The 15354-nt window shown below is 62.6% G+C and carries 17 protein-coding genes and 1 tRNA gene; 11 read left to right on the top strand and 7 right to left on the bottom strand.

Annotated features, from left to right (window positions below):
- Positions 1–133 precede the first annotated feature (133 nt).
- Positions 134–712 (top strand): NYN domain-containing protein, encoded by a 579-nt coding sequence (locus SS05631_RS03715; RefSeq protein WP_037413672.1) that lies wholly within the window; start codon positions 134–136, stop codon positions 710–712.
- 116 nt (positions 713–828) lie between these two features.
- On the opposite strand, the gene smpB is transcribed toward SS05631_RS03715, so the two are convergent.
- Together smpB and dapA are read right to left on the bottom strand one after the other, a co-directional pair.
- Positions 829–1308 carry an SsrA-binding protein SmpB gene (gene smpB, locus SS05631_RS03710; RefSeq protein WP_037413670.1) on the bottom strand — a complete coding sequence of 160 codons (480 nt, stop codon included), beginning with the start codon at positions 1306–1308 and terminating at the stop codon, positions 829–831.
- Positions 1308–2192 (bottom strand): 4-hydroxy-tetrahydrodipicolinate synthase, encoded by an 885-nt coding sequence (gene dapA, locus SS05631_RS03705; RefSeq protein ID WP_037413668.1) that lies wholly within the window; start codon positions 2190–2192, stop codon positions 1308–1310. Before dapA ends, smpB begins: the two co-directional genes overlap by 1 nt.
- A 291-nt stretch (positions 2193–2483) precedes the next feature.
- Here dapA and SS05631_RS03700 point away from each other — a divergent pair, with 291 nt between their 5' ends.
- Positions 2484–4547 (top strand): lytic transglycosylase domain-containing protein, encoded by a 2064-nt coding sequence (locus SS05631_RS03700; RefSeq protein WP_037413665.1) that lies wholly within the window; start codon positions 2484–2486, stop codon positions 4545–4547.
- A gap of 51 nt (positions 4548–4598) precedes the next feature.
- Complete coding sequence (locus tag SS05631_RS03695) at positions 4599–5498, top strand: alpha/beta hydrolase (RefSeq protein ID WP_037413664.1); 900 nt, start codon at positions 4599–4601, stop codon at positions 5496–5498.
- A 141-nt stretch (positions 5499–5639) separates the two neighbouring features.
- On the opposite strand, the gene SS05631_RS03690 is transcribed toward SS05631_RS03695, so the two are convergent.
- Positions 5640–6671: a porin gene (locus SS05631_RS03690; RefSeq protein ID WP_037413662.1), complete on the bottom strand. Its 1032-nt coding sequence runs from the start codon at positions 6669–6671 to the stop codon at positions 5640–5642.
- Positions 6672–7320: 649 nt separating this feature from the next.
- A tRNA-Ser gene (locus SS05631_RS03685) sits at positions 7321–7410 on the bottom strand.
- 217 nt (positions 7411–7627) lie between these two features.
- Here SS05631_RS03685 and SS05631_RS03680 point away from each other — a divergent pair.
- The 3 genes from SS05631_RS03680 to SS05631_RS03670 all read left to right on the top strand — a co-directional run bounded on the left by SS05631_RS03680 (position 7628) and on the right by SS05631_RS03670 (position 9863).
- Positions 7628–7981, top strand: a complete 354-nt coding sequence (locus tag SS05631_RS03680; protein WP_037413780.1) for a hypothetical protein — start codon at positions 7628–7630, stop codon at positions 7979–7981.
- A gap of 230 nt (positions 7982–8211) precedes the next feature.
- Positions 8212–8628: a PilZ domain-containing protein gene (locus tag SS05631_RS03675; RefSeq protein WP_037413660.1), complete on the top strand. Its 417-nt coding sequence runs from the start codon at positions 8212–8214 to the stop codon at positions 8626–8628.
- 113 nt (positions 8629–8741) lie between these two features.
- Positions 8742–9863 (top strand): pyridoxal phosphate-dependent aminotransferase, encoded by a 1122-nt coding sequence (locus tag SS05631_RS03670; protein WP_037413658.1) that lies wholly within the window; start codon positions 8742–8744, stop codon positions 9861–9863.
- Between the two features lie 30 nt (positions 9864–9893).
- On the opposite strand, the gene SS05631_RS03665 is transcribed toward SS05631_RS03670, so the two are convergent.
- Positions 9894–10160, bottom strand: a complete 267-nt coding sequence (locus SS05631_RS03665; protein ID WP_037413657.1) for a sel1 repeat family protein — start codon at positions 10158–10160, stop codon at positions 9894–9896.
- 576 nt (positions 10161–10736) lie between these two features.
- On the opposite strand from SS05631_RS03665, the gene SS05631_RS03660 reads away from it, so the two are divergent.
- The gene (locus SS05631_RS03660; protein WP_037413656.1) at positions 10737–11078 is read left to right on the top strand and encodes a DUF2147 domain-containing protein; all 342 of its coding nucleotides are present in this window, start codon (positions 10737–10739) and stop codon (positions 11076–11078) included.
- A gap of 51 nt (positions 11079–11129) precedes the next feature.
- Here SS05631_RS03660 and SS05631_RS03655 read toward each other — a convergent pair whose 3' ends face one another.
- Positions 11130–11831, bottom strand: a complete 702-nt coding sequence (locus tag SS05631_RS03655; protein WP_037413655.1) for a glutathione S-transferase N-terminal domain-containing protein — start codon at positions 11829–11831, stop codon at positions 11130–11132.
- A 174-nt stretch (positions 11832–12005) separates the two neighbouring features.
- On the opposite strand from SS05631_RS03655, the gene SS05631_RS03650 reads away from it, so the two are divergent.
- The 4 genes from SS05631_RS03650 to SS05631_RS03635 all read left to right on the top strand — a co-directional run bounded on the left by SS05631_RS03650 (position 12006) and on the right by SS05631_RS03635 (position 14369).
- On the top strand, positions 12006–12179 hold the full coding sequence (locus tag SS05631_RS03650; protein WP_012707384.1) for a hypothetical protein: 174 nt from the start codon (positions 12006–12008) through the stop codon (positions 12177–12179).
- A 12-nt stretch (positions 12180–12191) separates the two neighbouring features.
- A complete protein-coding gene (locus SS05631_RS03645) occupies positions 12192–12365 on the top strand; it encodes a hypothetical protein (protein WP_037413653.1) in 174 nt (57 codons plus the stop codon).
- Positions 12366–12483: 118 nt separating this feature from the next.
- The gene (locus SS05631_RS03640) at positions 12484–12804 is read left to right on the top strand and encodes a YnfA family protein (protein ID WP_037413648.1); all 321 of its coding nucleotides are present in this window, start codon (positions 12484–12486) and stop codon (positions 12802–12804) included.
- 62 nt (positions 12805–12866) lie between these two features.
- Complete coding sequence (locus SS05631_RS03635) at positions 12867–14369, top strand: AMP nucleosidase (RefSeq protein WP_037413645.1); 1503 nt, start codon at positions 12867–12869, stop codon at positions 14367–14369.
- A gap of 6 nt (positions 14370–14375) precedes the next feature.
- On the opposite strand, the gene SS05631_RS03630 is transcribed toward SS05631_RS03635, so the two are convergent.
- Positions 14376–15332 carry a lysylphosphatidylglycerol synthase domain-containing protein gene (locus SS05631_RS03630; protein WP_037413640.1) on the bottom strand — a complete coding sequence of 319 codons (957 nt, stop codon included), beginning with the start codon at positions 15330–15332 and terminating at the stop codon, positions 14376–14378.
- Positions 15333–15354: the final 22 nt, after the last annotated feature.

Here is a 15354-nt window from a genome sequence, read left to right as displayed (position 1 = left end):
GCTTGGATTAATGCGTGGCATAACTTACATTATTTGCAATATCAGCAATTATTAATGTAATGCGCCTATTTTCTGCGCGCCTTCTGCGGGGGCAGACGGCTATAATGCGCAGGGCATGGAAAAGGAAATTACGATGTTCGATCCTCGCGAAAAAATCGCTCTTTTCATCGACGGCGCCAATCTCTACGCCGCCTCGAAGAGCCTGGGCTTCGACATCGATTACAGAAAGCTGCTGAAGGCATTCCAGAAACGCGGTTACCTGCTGCGCGCTTACTATTACACCGCACTTATCGAAGACCAGGAATATTCCTCTATTCGCCCATTGATCGACTGGCTTGATTACAACGGCTACAAGGTCGTCACCAAACCGGCGAAGGAATTCACCGACTCGCTCGGTCGGCGTAAGATCAAGGGCAACATGGATATCGAGCTGGCGATCGACGCGATGGAGCAGTCCGAAACGGTCGATCATCTGGTGATCTTCTCGGGTGACGGCGATTTCACCACGCTTGTCGAGGCGCTGCAGCGCAAGGGACGCAAGGTCTCGGTCGTCTCGACGATGTCGACGCAGCCGCCGATGATCGCCGACGACCTGCGCCGCCAGGCCGACCACTTCATCGATTTGGCGACGCTGAGGGGCGAGATCGGCCGCGAGCCGTCCGAACGCATGGCACGCCCGCCCGAGCCCGTTTCCAACGACGCCGAGGCTTGATAGAAACAGCGTTCAAGCCCGTTCGTTCCGCCCGGCCTTCCGGCGCGGGCGGAACGATGCATTGCGCCTACTGCTTGATCGCATCTCGCGCGGCCGCGGAAAGTTGCGCGGCCAGTTCAGCCGCGCTCCTTCAGCAGACGGTTCTTCTGCCGGTTCCAGTCGCGCTCCTTGGACGTCTCGCGCTTGTCGTGCAGCTTCTTGCCCTTGCCGAGCGCCAGTTCCAGTTTCGCCCGGCCCCGATCGTTGAAGTAGATCTTGAGCGGGATGAGCGACATGCCCTCGCGATTGACCGCGCCCTGCAGCCGGTTCACCTCGCGCTTCGACAACAGCAATTTGCGGCGGCGCCGGGTCTCGTGATTGAACCGATTGGCCTGGAGATATTCCGGTAGGTAGGAATTGATCAGCCAGATCTCGCCGCCCTCGTCGGTGGCGTAGGATTCCGAGATATTGGCCTTTCCCTCGCGCAACGACTTGACCTCCGTGCCGGTCAGCACAAGGCCGGCCTCGTAGGTATCGACGATCTCGTAGTTGAAGCGGGCCTTGCGGTTTTCCGCCACCACTTTCCTGACCGTACGCTCGCTGCCCTTGGGTGCCATCAGTTCATCAATCCCGCATGCCTGAGCGCCGCGTCGATCGCCGCTTCGGTCGCCGGCTCGAGCGTCGGCAGCAGCGGCGAGCGCACGGCGCGGCTCATCCGCCCGAGGCGATGAAGCGCATATTTTGCGCCGCAGAGGCCGGGCTCCAGGAAGATGGCCTTGTGAAGCGGCATCAACTGGTCCTGATATTCCAGCGCCTTGGCGTAATCGCCGGTAAGCGTCGCCTGCTGGAACTCGGCGCAGAGGCGCGGCGCGACATTCGCCGTTACCGAGATGCAGCCCACACCGCCATGCGCGTTGAAGCCGAGCGCCGTCGCATCCTCGCCGGAAAGCTGGACGAAATTCTTCCCGCAGGCCATGCGCTGCTCGGAGACGCGCTCGATCTTGCCGGTCGCATCCTTGACGCCGACGATCGTCGGATAGGCCTTCGCCAGCGCGGCCATGGTCTCGACGCTCATGTCGACGACCGAGCGGCCCGGAATGTTGTAGATCACGATCGGCAGCTTCACGCTTTCGGCAATCGCCGCATAGTGAGCGAAGAGGCCCTTCTGCGTCGGCTTGTTGTAATACGGCGTCACGACCAGGATGGCATCCGCGCCCGCCTTTTCGGCGTGCTGCGCCAGCTCGACCGCCTCGGTCGTGTTGTTGGAGCCGGCGCCGGCGATAACCGGCACGCGCCGCGCGGCCGCCTCGACGCAGAGCTCCACCACCTGCTTGTGTTCGTCATGCGAAAGGGTCGGCGATTCACCCGTGGTGCCGACCGGCACAAGGCCGTGGCTCCCCTCTTTTATCTGCCATTCCACATGCGCGACGAAACTTGCCGCGTCCACCGCGCCGGTGGACGTGAACGGGGTTACGAGTGCGGGAATGGAACCCTTGAACATGCACAACTCCTGACGGCTGAGGGGGCAAGCGTGCGCCCACGCTTTGGCCGCATTCGACGGTTAGAAACTGCCGCACCATAATCATGTGACATGGCTGCGGCAAGCGTCGGACGGGCGCATTTCCTAGCAGTTTCCTGCAATTTCGACCGCGCGTCGCTCGGCAGGGGCAGCCAGGAATGCGGGAGGATCCGGCCTTTGCCGGCAATTGCAGCGATGACGGATGTCCGCTAACTTTTCGTTAGTGAATCCAGCAGCTAATAAATTGAGAGAAACGGGGAAGCACGGGGCTTGATGCGCAGACCACTCTTTCTGCCTGTCGCCGCCATTTCCGGCGCTGCGATGCTGGCGTCCTCCGCCCTTGCGACCGAGACCCGGCTCCCCGTGCCGACAAAAAGGCCCGGTTCGCCCGCACCCGCATCGGTCGTCGCCAATGAGGTCACCGGCGCCATACGGGCCGCAATCACACCCGTCGCTTCCGATCTGAAGACGGGCCTCGATGCGCTCTCCGATCGCCAGCCGTCCGAGGCGATGGTTGTCCGCAATCGCATGCGTGCGGGAACGCTCGACCGCCATGTCCTCACCTGGGCAATCGCCGTTTCCGGGCAGAAGGACATCCCGTCCTACGAGATCGCCGAAGCGCAGCGCGAGCTTCACGGCTGGCCCGGCCTAAGGGCCTTGCGCTTCCATTCCGAGCGGGCGCTCTACCGCGAAAATCCGAGTCCGGCAGACGTGGTCGCCGCCTTCGGTTCGAGCCGGCCTGAAACGGCAGAGGGCGCGATCATTCTCGCGCGGGCACTCGTGGCCGAAGGAAAGGCTGACGCGGCGGCACACCACCTTCGTGCTTTCTGGCTGAAGGAGGCGCTGGACAAGGAGACCGAAAGCAAGATCCTTTCGGAATTCTCATCCCTGCTGACGCCTGCCGACCATCGGCGCCGCATGGAGATGCTTCTCTATCGCAGCCGTGTCGAACAGGCGCAGAGGTTCAGCGACCTGGGCAAGGCACAATCGCTCTATAGAGCCTGGGCTGCGGTGGTCCGCGGCAACGGCAAGGCGGCGGCGCTGATCGAAGCGGTCGATGCATCCTGGCGCGACAACCCGGCCTATCTCTTCCTGCGCGTCGAATATCTGCGCAAGCAGGAGAAATTCGAGGAAGCGGCGGAGCTCCTTGCCTTGGCGCCGAAGGACAGCAACGCCCTCGTCGATGCGGGCGAATGGTGGACCGAACAAAGGATCGTCAGCCGCGGCCTGCTCGACAAGGGCGATTTTCGCGGAGCCTACCGGGTTGCCGCCCATCATGCTGCGATCGACGCGACCGACATCGTGGACGCTGAGTTCCATGCTGGATGGTACGCGCTGCGCGGGCTTGAAGATCCAACGACGGCGGCGCGACACTTTCGTAAGATCCTGGCGACGTCGAACCGGCCGATTTCGGCGTCGCGGGCCTGGTATTGGCTGGGACGCGCCGCCGAGGCCGGCGGCCCTGGGAAATCGGACGAGTATTTCGCCAACGCCGCCCGCTATCCCGGCACCTTCTACGGCCAGCTCGCCGCGGCTCGGCTCGGCCGCTCAGCCCTCAACGTCGCCTATCCCTCGCCAACCCCTGAGGATCGCGCCCGGCTCGAAGATCGCGAAGCCGTTCGAGCAATCGAACGCCTGGCAGCCGCCGGCCACGGCTGGCGCGCGGAAAGCCTCTACCGCGCGCTTGCCGAGGACCTGACCGATCCGGGCGAACTCGCCATTCTCTCGGCAAGGGCGGAAAAGGCGGGTAATCATCAACTGTCCCTGCAGATCGGCAAGATCGCCTTCGGCCGCGGCATCGATGTGGCCGCCCTCGCCTTTCCCCTCGGCGTCATCCCGACGGACGCCAATATCAGCGGCGCCGGCAAGGCACTTGCCTACGCTATCGCCCGCCAGGAAAGCGCCTTCAACCCGGCCGCGGTGTCGGCCGCCAATGCCCGCGGCCTGCTGCAGCTCCTGCCGGCGACGGCGAAAGGTGTCGCCAGCCGCTACGGCCTTGCCTATTCCAAGGACCGGCTGACGAGCGACGCCGGCTACAACGCGACGCTCGGCTCGCACTATCTCGGCGAGCAGATCGATCGTTTCGGCGGCTCCTACATCCTGACGTTCATCGCCTACAATGCCGGACCCGGCCGGGTGCCGGAATGGCTGGCGCGCTACGGCGACCCGCGCGGCAAGCCGATCGACGAGGTGGTCGACTGGATCGAACGGATTCCCTTCGAGGAAACCCGCAACTATGTTCAGCGGGTGATGGAGAACTACCAGGTCTACAAATCCCGTCTCGGGCAGAAGGCGGACATCGTCGCCGACCTGAGGATGGGCCGCAATCCTTCCTGAGCCGCAGCGCCGCAGGCAGGGACAATCTCCGAAAAACCGAAGGATGGAGCCATGCGAGAGCATCCGGTGCGTGAGAAACAACTGTTTCGGGAGCACTATTTTCGCGCGAGGGACGGCCTCAGGCTCTATGGCAGACGCTACGGCAGCGAAGTCATAGGCCGTAACGCGAAGACGCCCATCGTCTGCTTGCCCGGGCTGACGCGCAACAGCCGCGATTTTCATCCCCTGGCAGCTTTCCTTGCCTCGCCCGACGGCGGTGCTTTTCCCGTTGTCACGCTGGACTATCGCGGACGGGGACAGTCGGAGCGTGACAGCGACAAGTCCCGTTATACAATCGCTGTCGAAGCCGGGGATGTCGTCGCCGCCTGCGCCCATTTCGGCATAAGCAAGGCAACCTTCATCGGCACGTCGCGAGGCGGGCTCATCCTACATCACCTCATCATGTCGGCCCCTGCCCTCATCGGCCGGGTCGTGCTCAACGACATCGGTCCGGTGATCGAGATCGAAGGACTGCTGAGGATCAGGGATTACCTCAATGCTCCAGCGAGCCCGCGTAGCTGGGCGGAGGCCCCAGACTTCCTCCAGCGCATCCACGGAGCAGACTTCCCCCGTCTCGGCTCACAGGACTGGCGAGAGATGGCGGATGCGATCTATCGCGACGTCGGCGGGGTTCCAATCGCGGACTTCGACCCGGCGATCGCTGCGCAACTGAAGGGCCTGACCGGCGAAGCCGTGCTGCCGTCGCTGTGGCCGCAATTCGAAGCCTTTGCAGGCATCCCGGCAATGGTCGTTCGCGGCGAGCATTCACGATTGCTGAGTGCGGCGACGGTGCAGGAAATGGCCCGGCGGCATCCCGGCCTCGTTGCGGTCACCGCGCCCGGCCAGGGCCACGCTCCGCTTTTGCACGTCGATGGCCTCAAAGACGAAATCGCCGCTTTTATTCGAAGCTGACGAATATTCCTGTGCCCCCCGGATCCCCAGGCTGGTGAGGCATGACAGGGGTCCTATTCAGTGTCGCGGCATCCCCAACCCCGCAAAGAAAAGCCCGGCTCAAGAGCCGGGCTTCTCTCTACTGACCGAGGTCAAGTCAGATTAGAAGTCACGCTGCAGGCGGAGGAAGCCGCTGACCTGCTCTTCAGCGTCATCCGGATCCGTGTAGTTGATCGTGAAGCGCGAAGCGAGGCCTTCGGTGATCTGGTAATCAGCCGTGATACCAACGCGCCACTGATCGTCACCGGAGTCGAAGCCGCCAGCGCCATCGTTCAGGTCACCCCAGTACTGAGCGCCGGGGGTGATTGCGAACTTCTCGGTTGCGTTGAAGCGGTACGAAGCAGCAACGCTCCACTCGGAGTCAGCCCAATAAGCGTTCGGATCGGATGCCCAGATCGCAGCAGCCTGCAAGGTGCCCGGACCAATGTCTGCGGAGATCAAAGCGCGGATTGCGCCTTCTTCAACTTCGGTGTCGAAGCTGCCGAGCAGGTCGAAAGCTACGCCGCCGAGCGTAGCGGAGACGATACCTTCAACGCCAACGCCGTTAGCCTTCGTGGTAGCAGCTTCGAGTTCGTCTACAGCGATACCGGCCTGGAATGTGCCGCCATCATAGAGGTAAGCGATCGAGTTGAACTCGGTGTTTTCGCCGATCGAGTCGGTTTCACCGTTCAGGCCCTTATCCCACCAGCTGTAGAAGAAGCCGGCCTTGAGGCCGCCGAGCTGGATGTAAGCTTCATCGACGTCGATCAGGCTGTCGCCTTCGTCGCTGTCGTTGTCGGCGTTGAACTCAGCAGCGAAGAAGCCGGTGAGTGTGCCGTATTCGGTGTCGCTCTTGGCGTCGAACGAAATGTAAGCGCGCGAGAAGACATCCCAGTCCGACGTGGACTGCAGCGGGTTTTCCCAACGGTTGTCAGCAGCGTCACGGCCGAAGTCGCCCTGTACGCGGATGAAGCCGCCGATCTTGAGGCAGGTTTCCGTGCCCGGGATGTAGAAGTAGCCCGTGCCGAAAGCGTCGCAGACGCGGACATATTCCATGGGCTCCGGCTCGGCAGCGACGATAGCGTCGGCAGCCTGAGCGCCGGATACTGCTGCGAGAGCAGCAGCGGAGCCGAGAAGAAGGCTCTTGATGTTCATTTCTGACCTCCAGTCAAAAGTTTCAAACGGGTCTGGGTTTCTTTGCTGAAGGACAGCGTTCCCTGCCCCATCCCCAACGTTCAAGAAGTCGGACGATCAACCGCCCTTGCTTCCGGAGTTGAAAATACAAAACGGAGAGGGGCGCGCAATGTCCAACTTGTCAGATCAACTCCTTTGCGCCGCCCTTCCCTGATCCCTGTTGCTGAAACGACACAAAATCGCCCAAGACGGCCCGGGGTTCTTAACAAAGCCTTAAGAAAATCCTTTAGCCATGGGGAGTTAGCGGAGACCCGCGAGATCGTTTTTGTTTCAGAAAGAGGCAGAATGAGGCCGAAAACAGGGGCAAAACCGGGCAGCGAAGCTACGGCGCGCCGCCTTCGCACAAGTCTCGACTCGCCAGGACGGGCATCCGGGGAGCTGGAGCCGAGGCCTTTTTCGAGCGATTCCCGGAGAATCAGCGGCTGGAGATTCGCGCATGTCCGACGACTCGCGCAGAGACCCGAGGGGAAGTTAGGCTGGCCCACCCTTACGCGAGAAGTCGTCCGGCAATGGCACCATGAAGTGGCGCTTCGACGGGCGCCGACCGAAGTGTTGATGTGAGCTCTGCCGGGACACGGTCAGCAGCTAAGTGAAGGGCTTTGTTGGAATATGGCGGAGAAGAAGGGATTCGAACCCTCGATACCGTTTCCGGTATACTCCCTTAGCAGGGGAGCGCCTTCGACCACTCGGCCACCTCTCCGTTAGCGCCTGACTAGTGGCAGCGCGGCTTCAATGCAAGATTTTTTTGTCGAATTTCAGGAATTCCCGCCATTTTCGTCGTGGTCGAGCGGGCGCTGTTGATCGCGTGGCGGCAAGGCTGAAGCAAGTCGGATCAGGGAGTGTGACGTCGCCGCGACAGAATGGTCCGTGCAATCGGGTTCTGCACCGGACAAGACAGCTATTCCCCGGATCACGCCATGTCGATGATCATCCATCTCGCTCACGGGAAGCCCGGCCAATCGGCCGTTGCCTATCCGCATTATCATATCGAGCGCCCCTGCCGCATTCTTGTCATCGGCAGTCAGTTGAAGGCGAAGACCAAATATCAGGCGCTGCTGCGGCACATTTCGATCGGCGGCGCCATGCTCGACTTCAACGCCGCTATTCCACTACCAAAACACTTCTTTCTGGAGATCGACGGTTTCAAGGAGGAGATCGGCTGTGCCGAGGTGCATCGCAGCGGGACGGAACTCGGCGTACGCTTCAACATGCTGCTCGCACAGGAGTTCCTGAGCACGCTGATTCGTCTCCAGTTCTCAAGCGGATTGTGAGTGCGGGCGGCACTCCCCCCCGCTTGTCCCCGTGCTATCATTAGATTTCTATTGAATATCTTCAATCGATTGCAAGATTGCTGGCGGAAAATGACCGTCGACCCTGCAGGCGTCCGCCGCCTCAAGGGCGCCGGCAAATGACTTGCCGGGATCTGGCAAAGCTCCGTTGACCGATCGGCGAACACCCGCACGACGGCATCGCGAGCGGCGCGATCATCGGAGCACGACGCATGCTGCAGTCGACCATGTATTCGCTTGTTCCATCGCTGCTTTACGAGCGGCGTTACGAACGCTTCGCGATCGGACATGCCGCAACGCTGATGTCGGTGCGGCCGGCGCTTGGCGGCGTGTCGATCCGCGCCTGCAAGATGACCGACATCTCGCGCGGTGGAGCGAGTTTCTCCGTCAGCACGACCATCGGCCTGCCTGCGCACTACTATCTCCACATCGTGGGAACGAATGTCCGGATCGGCTGCGCCGAGGTTCACCGGCGGGACAACCGCATCGGGGTGCAGTTCATCAAGCCCATCGACGAAGCATTCCTCCACCAAATCGTGCGCCACGAATTTTTCACCGGCCAGACCGGCAAGGTTAAATCCGCACCTCCCGCGCCCGCAGTCGGATATTTCGCGGTTGGGGGACGATAGATGGCGGTGCCGGGGAAATAACGAAACCTGACGCCTTCTCTTTTGCGCATTCCGCTTGCCGTTCCAATGCGATAAGTTCCGCGGCGCTTTTCGAACGGAGCTCAGTTGTCAAGATGTCTGCATTCTCGCGTTTCACGCCGCTCATCCAATCCCTGCCGGCCACGGTTCCCTTCGTCGGTCCGGAAGCGATCGAGCGGCAGCGCGGCCGCGGGATTGCCGCCCGCATCGGCGCAAACGAGAGCGGCTTCGGGCCGGCCGATTCCGTCTTGCTCGCGATCCAGCGGGCCGCCGGCGAAACCTGGAAATACGCAGACCCCGAAAATTACGAGCTGAGGCACGCACTCGCGGCGCATCTCGGCATCTCGCCTGCCCATATCGCCGTCGGAGAGGGGATCGACGGCCTGCTCGGGCAGATCGTCCGCCTCGTCGTCGAGCAGGGCACGCCGGTGGTCACTTCGTTCGGCGGCTATCCGACCTTCAACTACCATGTGGCAGGGCATGGCGGCCGGCTCGTCACCGTGCCTTACGTCGATGATCGCGAAGACCTCGGCGGCCTGCTCTCCGCGGTCAATCGCGAGGCGGCACCGCTCGTCTATCTTGCCAATCCCGACAATCCGATGGGGAGTTGGTGGCCGGCCGAGCGCGTCGTCGAGTTTGCGACCGCCCTGCCCGAAACGACGCTGCTCATCCTAGACGAAGCCTATTGCGAAACGGCGCCGGCCGAAGCTCTGCCGTCGATCGAGAGCCTGATCGAGCGGCCGAACGTCATCCGCACCCGCACCTTCTCCAAGGCCTATGGCCTCGCCGGCGCGCGGGTCGGCTATTCGCTGACGACGCCGGGCAGCGCTCAGGCCTTCGACAAGATCCGCAACCATTTCGGGATGAATCGAATCGGCGTGGCTGCGGCGCTCGCCGCCCTCGCCGACCAGCAATATCTCAAGGAAGTGACGCAGCGGATCGCAGCATCGCGCGACCGGATCGCCGGCATTGCGTGTGACAACGGGCTGCGGCCGTTGGCGTCGGCGACGAATTTCGTCGCCATCGACTGCGGACGGGATGCAACCTATGCCCGGGCGATCGTCGACCGGCTGATGGGCGATCACGGCATTTTCATCCGCATGCCGGGCGTCGCGCCGCTCAATCGCTGCGTCCGGATCAGCACCGGCCCCGATGCCGAGATGGACTTTCTCGAGGCCGCCCTGCCGCTCGTGCTCAAGAGCCTGCCCGAGGGCTAGACTGGAGTTGTCGCCCCCGCCTGTGCGGTATCAATGCACGGTCATCCATTCGCGTGCGGCGCGCAGGGCCGCGGCAAGATCGGTCTTGCTCATCGTCGCGGCGAGATCGGCGCGAAGGTCGGCGGCGCGGTCCGAGCCCTTGATGGCGGCGATGTTCAGCCACTTATGGGCTGCCACGAGGTCCACCGGCCGGCCGCGGCCGGTCGCGTAGGCAAGACCCATTTCGCAAAGAATGTCGGTCCGGTTTTCGCCGCCCATTGCCGCATCCGACGTGATCTCGAAGTCAAAGCGTGCCATTTGCTTGTCCCTGTCGTTCTTGTTGGTTCAGCCGAAGCGGCACGCCCCTTCGGGCGCGCCGGGCTTCAGTTGCTGTTCTTTTTGTCCCTGTTTCAGTCTTGCCTCTTGGCGGGCTTTCCGATGTCGCGCCGTCTTGTGCGGCGTCGGCTCCGGCTGATTTGGCGGTGCGTCTTCACCGCTCGTCCTATGGGCTGGAGTATGCCCCGCAGCCTTCAATGGGCGCTTAAAATGCATGCTTAATTTGACGGAAACAAAGTTCAAATACTTGGTAAACTTGGCTTTTCGTTAAACATCGCAGCGCCTGCAGCGCCGGCAATCCGGTTCAAAACTAACTGAAAATTCAAACTCCGATTTCAACCGATCGCTAACCAACAAAGCACCTGCCGGACTATCGGGGGCCGAATTCCGCGACTCACGTGAGGGTCCTGCCGCGCCTATTTTTTCGCGTCGCGGCCCGTATTTACCTTTACGTACGCGTAAGCTATCGTGCAGCGCTCGGACGGCGAGGAGGCCGCCGATGCGAGGCATCCAGATCGCGGCGGCCGGCAACCGACCGTCTCCAAGGGAGGACATTGAATGATTCGTACTTTGCTCGTCAGCGCGGCACTCGTCTTCGGAGCGATGGGAGCGGTTCATGCCGCAGAGCCGATCGTCGGCAACTGGAAGACGGCGAGCGGAGCCACGGCGGAGATAGCCCCCTGCGGCGGCGCTTTCTGCGTCACGCTGAAGACGGGCAAGCACGCCGGCAAGCGCATCGGCAATCTCGCCGGGACGGGCGGCAGCTACAGCGGCGAGATCACCGATCCGGAAAGCGACAAGACCTATAGCGGCTCGGGCTCGGTCGACGGCAATTCGCTGAAGATGAAGGGCTGCGTGCTGAAGGTGCTGTGCAAGTCGCAGACCTGGACGCGGCTTTAGCTCTTTCCGAATTCCGCGAGGGCGACCCACTATGGCCGCCCTCGCCTCGAATCAGCGGGCGCGCTGCCCGAACAGGATCTTCTGCGCTTCCTTGTCCTCGGCAAGGCTCTTCTGACGGGCCCGCTCCTCCTTGCCGACCTCGATCGCTTTGCGAACAGCGGGCCGTGCCAGCAGCGCGTCAAACCAACGCTTCAGATGCGGAAAATCGTTGAGATCCTGGCCCTGGTTCTCGTGCGGGATCACCCAGCCGACCGCGGCCATGTCGGCGATCGAATAGTCGCCGGCGAGGAACGGCCGATCGGCCAGCCGCTTGTTCATGACGCCATAGAGGCGGTTCACCTCATTGGTGTAGCGATCGATGCCGTATTGGATTCTTTCCGGCGCATATTGCCGGAAATGATGCGCCTGGCCTGCCATGGGGCCCAGGCCGCCGACCTGCCAGAAGAGCCATTGCTCGACCTCGGCACGGGCGCGCTCGTCTGTCGGGTAGAACTTCCCGAATTTTCGGCCGAGATATTGCAGGATCGCACCCGATTCAAAGAGGGAGATGGGCTCGCCGCCCGGTCCGTCCGGGTCGATGATGGCCGGCATGCGGTTGTTTGGCGAGATCCTCAGGAAATCCGGCGCGAACTGATCACCCTGCCCGATATTGATGTACTTGACCACGTAGGGAACGCCGAGCTCCTCCAGCATGATGGTGATTTTCCAGCCGTTCGGCGTCGGCCAGTAATAGAGCTCGATGGGAGCGGTCATAGGCGGTCTCCTCAGGTTGTGGGCACACAGACGTAGGAACGCACTCCGGCGCTGGCAAGAGGCGCACCGTCCAAGATGAACGGCAGATGAACGGCTACCTCAGCAAGAATTCAGTTTGGTTGTGCGAAAAAACGCTCAATCGATTTGAACGCGCTCCAGCCCACGGACGGAACAATGGATATTCTCGCTCGCCGCCTCACCATCATCAGCCTGCTGATGGTCGTCTTCGCCATGTCGCTCGCCGCCGCTGTCGGCGCCGACACGGAGCGTCGCCGCCAAAACACCTATATCGGCTCGCTGACCGATTGCACCGCGCATACGGCGCAGTATTGCCAAGCCAAGCTGTAGAGGAATGCTCAAATGGCCGCCCTCGTCTCCTCCGCCATCCTCTCGCTCCGGCTCCTGCTGCTCACGGGCCTGCTGATGGCGCCGATCGGAGCGGTCGCCTACAGCAAGGCCACCGGCGCCGGCATCGGCAAGCACGGCGCCGGTCTCGTCCTCTTCGTTACACTGCAACGCCAGGCGATGAGCTGATCCTCCATCGCGGAGGTGGCGCAATCTACCCTGCTCCCAAGGTAGTGGCGCGGAACGAATTTCCCTCTTGCACATGCTCTGACTTTTCGCTCCTTTCGCGGCTGAAAGGCCAGATCTGATGCCCGCATTCGCCGTCTATTCGCTCGCCGCGCTCGCCGAAATCGCCGGCTGCTTTGCCTTCTGGGCATGGCTCCGGCTTGACAAGTCCTTTTGGTGGCTCGTTCCAGGGATGGGGTCTCTGGCGCTCTTTGCCTGGCTCCTGACGATGATCGACGTGCCGGCGGCCGGGCGCGCCTATGCCGCCTATGGCGGCGTCTACATTGCCGCTTCGCTCGTCTGGCTCTGGCTCGCCGAGGGCGTGCGGCCCGACCGCTGGGACTTGACCGGCATGGCCGTGGCGCTTGTCGGGGCGACGATCATTCTCGTCGGCCCGCGTTAGCGACCGCGCCGGGCCGCGTATCTTGTCGTTTGCTTGTTAGATACCGCAGCCTATAATGCGCCATGGATACACGAATCTCTTCAACCCCCATTCTCTCCGTCGCCACCCCAGAAGCCTTCGAGCCGCAGACCTTCGATGATCCGGCCGCGGCCGTCGGTTGCCTGCAGGCCCTCTACGAGCGCAATACCCGGTTCCTGTGCGAAGCCTTCGAGGGGCTGGGCAAGAACGGCCGGCCGCTCACGCGCTTCCGCGCCTGCTATCCACAGGTGAGCATCGAGACGAGCAGCTTCGGCCACGTCGATTCCCGGCTCTCCTTCGGCTATGTCAGCGCGCCCGGCGTCTACACCACGACGATTACGCGGCCGCGGCTATTCCGCCACTATCTGAAGGAGCAGTTCGGTCACCTCATGCGCAATCACGGTGTCGGCGTCACCGTGTCGGAGTCGTCGACACCGATTCCCCTCCACTTCGCCTTCGGCGAGAATGCCCATGTCGAGGCGTCGGCGGCCGACACGATCGACATTCCGCTGCGCGACCTCTTCGATGCGCCCGACCTGACGACGACGGACGACGAGATCGCCAACGGCTCTTATGAGCCCGGGCCAGGAGAACCCTCGCCGCTTGCGCCATTCACGGCGCAGCGCATCGATTATTCGCTCGCCCGCCTCAGCCACTACACGGCAACCAGCGCCACGCACTTCCAGAACTTCGTGCTCTTCACCAACTACCAGTTCTATGTCGACGAGTTCTGTGCCTGGGCACGCCAGCAGATGGCCGAAGGCGGCAACGGCTACACGGCCTTCGTAGAGCCAGGCAACATCATCACGCCCGCGGGCGCCGACAAACCGGAGACCGACTACACGCTCGCCCGGCTGCCGCAGATGCCGGCCTATCACCTGAAGAAAAAGGGCCATGGCGGCATCACCATGGTCAATATCGGCGTCGGCCCCTCGAATGCCAAGACGATCACCGACCACATCGCGGTCTTGCGGCCGCATGTCTGGCTGATGCTCGGCCATTGCGCCGGGCTTCGCAACAGTCAGCGGCTCGGCGACTACGTTCTGGCGCATGCCTATATGCGCGAGGATCACGTGCTCGACGACGATCTGCCGGTGTGGATCCCGCTCCCGGCACTGGCCGAGGTGCAGGTCGCCTTGCAGGACGCGGTGGCGGAAGTCACCGGTTACCAGGGCTACGATCTCAAGCGGATCATGCGTACGGGTACGGTCGCGACGATCGACAACCGCAACTGGGAACTGCGCGACCAGCGCGGCCCGGTCAAACGCCTGTCGCAGGCCCGCGCCATCGCCCTCGACATGGAATCGGCGACGATCGCCGCCAACGGCTTCCGCTTCCGCGTGCCCTATGGAACGCTGCTCTGCGTCTCCGACAAGCCGCTGCACGGCGAATTGAAGCTGCCCGGCATGGCGACGGCCTTCTACCGCACGCAGGTGAGCCAGCACCTGAAGATCGGCATCCTGGCGCTGCAGAAGCTCGCCGCCATGCCGCCGGAGAAACTCCATTCGCGCAAGCTCAGAAGCTTCTACGAGACGTCCTTCCAGTAGAAGGCATCAACTTTTCGGCCGCAGCACGAGCGACAGCAGCGTGCCGGCGACGGCCGAGACGATGATGAGCAGGTGCGCATTGATGCTGGCGCGCCCCAAAGCCTCGAGCGCGGCCTTGCCGCCGGCCGCGCCGAAGGAGACGGCGCCGGCCACGATCGCCGCCGCATAGGTGCCGACGCCGGCGGGCGCGTGCACGGGAAGAACGGAAGAGAGCTCTCCCCCAAGCGCCCCGCCGAAAGAGGCGGCAAGCGGTGCCACGCCCATGATCGCCAGCACCCAGGCGAGCACCGCGACTTTTATCCCCCAGTTCAGCATGGTCATTGCCGAGGCGCGGAGAAATGCCGGGAAATGCTCCGGCAGCCCCGCCTCGATCTCATCGACATGGTGCAAGAACCGCGCCGGCGACACGCGGCGCACCCCGCGAAGAATCCGGGCCTTGAGCAGGAAGAACGCGAGCGGCGAGAGCAAGGCCATCGTCCAAAGCAGCCAAGCGACCATCTGATTGCTGCGGCCGGTGACCAGGCCCACGGCCGCGACCGTGAGCAGCGCGTGCAGATCCAAGAGGCGCATGACGACCAGCGCCGATGTTCCGCGCAACAGCGGAACGCCGAATTCGGCGCGCATCAGCAGCGGAAAACTCGTCTCGCCGGCTCTGAAGGGCAGCATGATATTGAGCAGATTGTGGACCTGCGTGACGCGAAAGAGCAGCAGGAAACGGCCGGCGGTCTGCTCCGGAAAATAGTCGTAGATGCGGTAGCAGCGAACGAAATAGGTCGCGATGAGAAGACCGAGCGCGGCGAGCACGGACGACAAACCGATCTCGGCCCATTGCCGCAGCAGGACCAACCACCCCCAGACCCACTCGACGAAGACGGCATAAGCCGCTATGGCCGCCACGGAAATCAGTGCCACACGGTTGCGCGCGAGCCACGAGCGCCGGCTCAACTGCCCGTCTGAATTCATGAGGTACCGTTTTCCTGTAGAG

The sequence above is a fragment of the Sinorhizobium sp. CCBAU 05631 genome (assembly GCF_002288505.1).
Taxonomy (GTDB): domain Bacteria; phylum Pseudomonadota; class Alphaproteobacteria; order Rhizobiales; family Rhizobiaceae; genus Sinorhizobium; species Sinorhizobium fredii_C.
The sequence above is the reverse complement of the archived record's forward strand: the minus strand, read 5'-3'. Positions and strand labels throughout refer to the sequence as shown.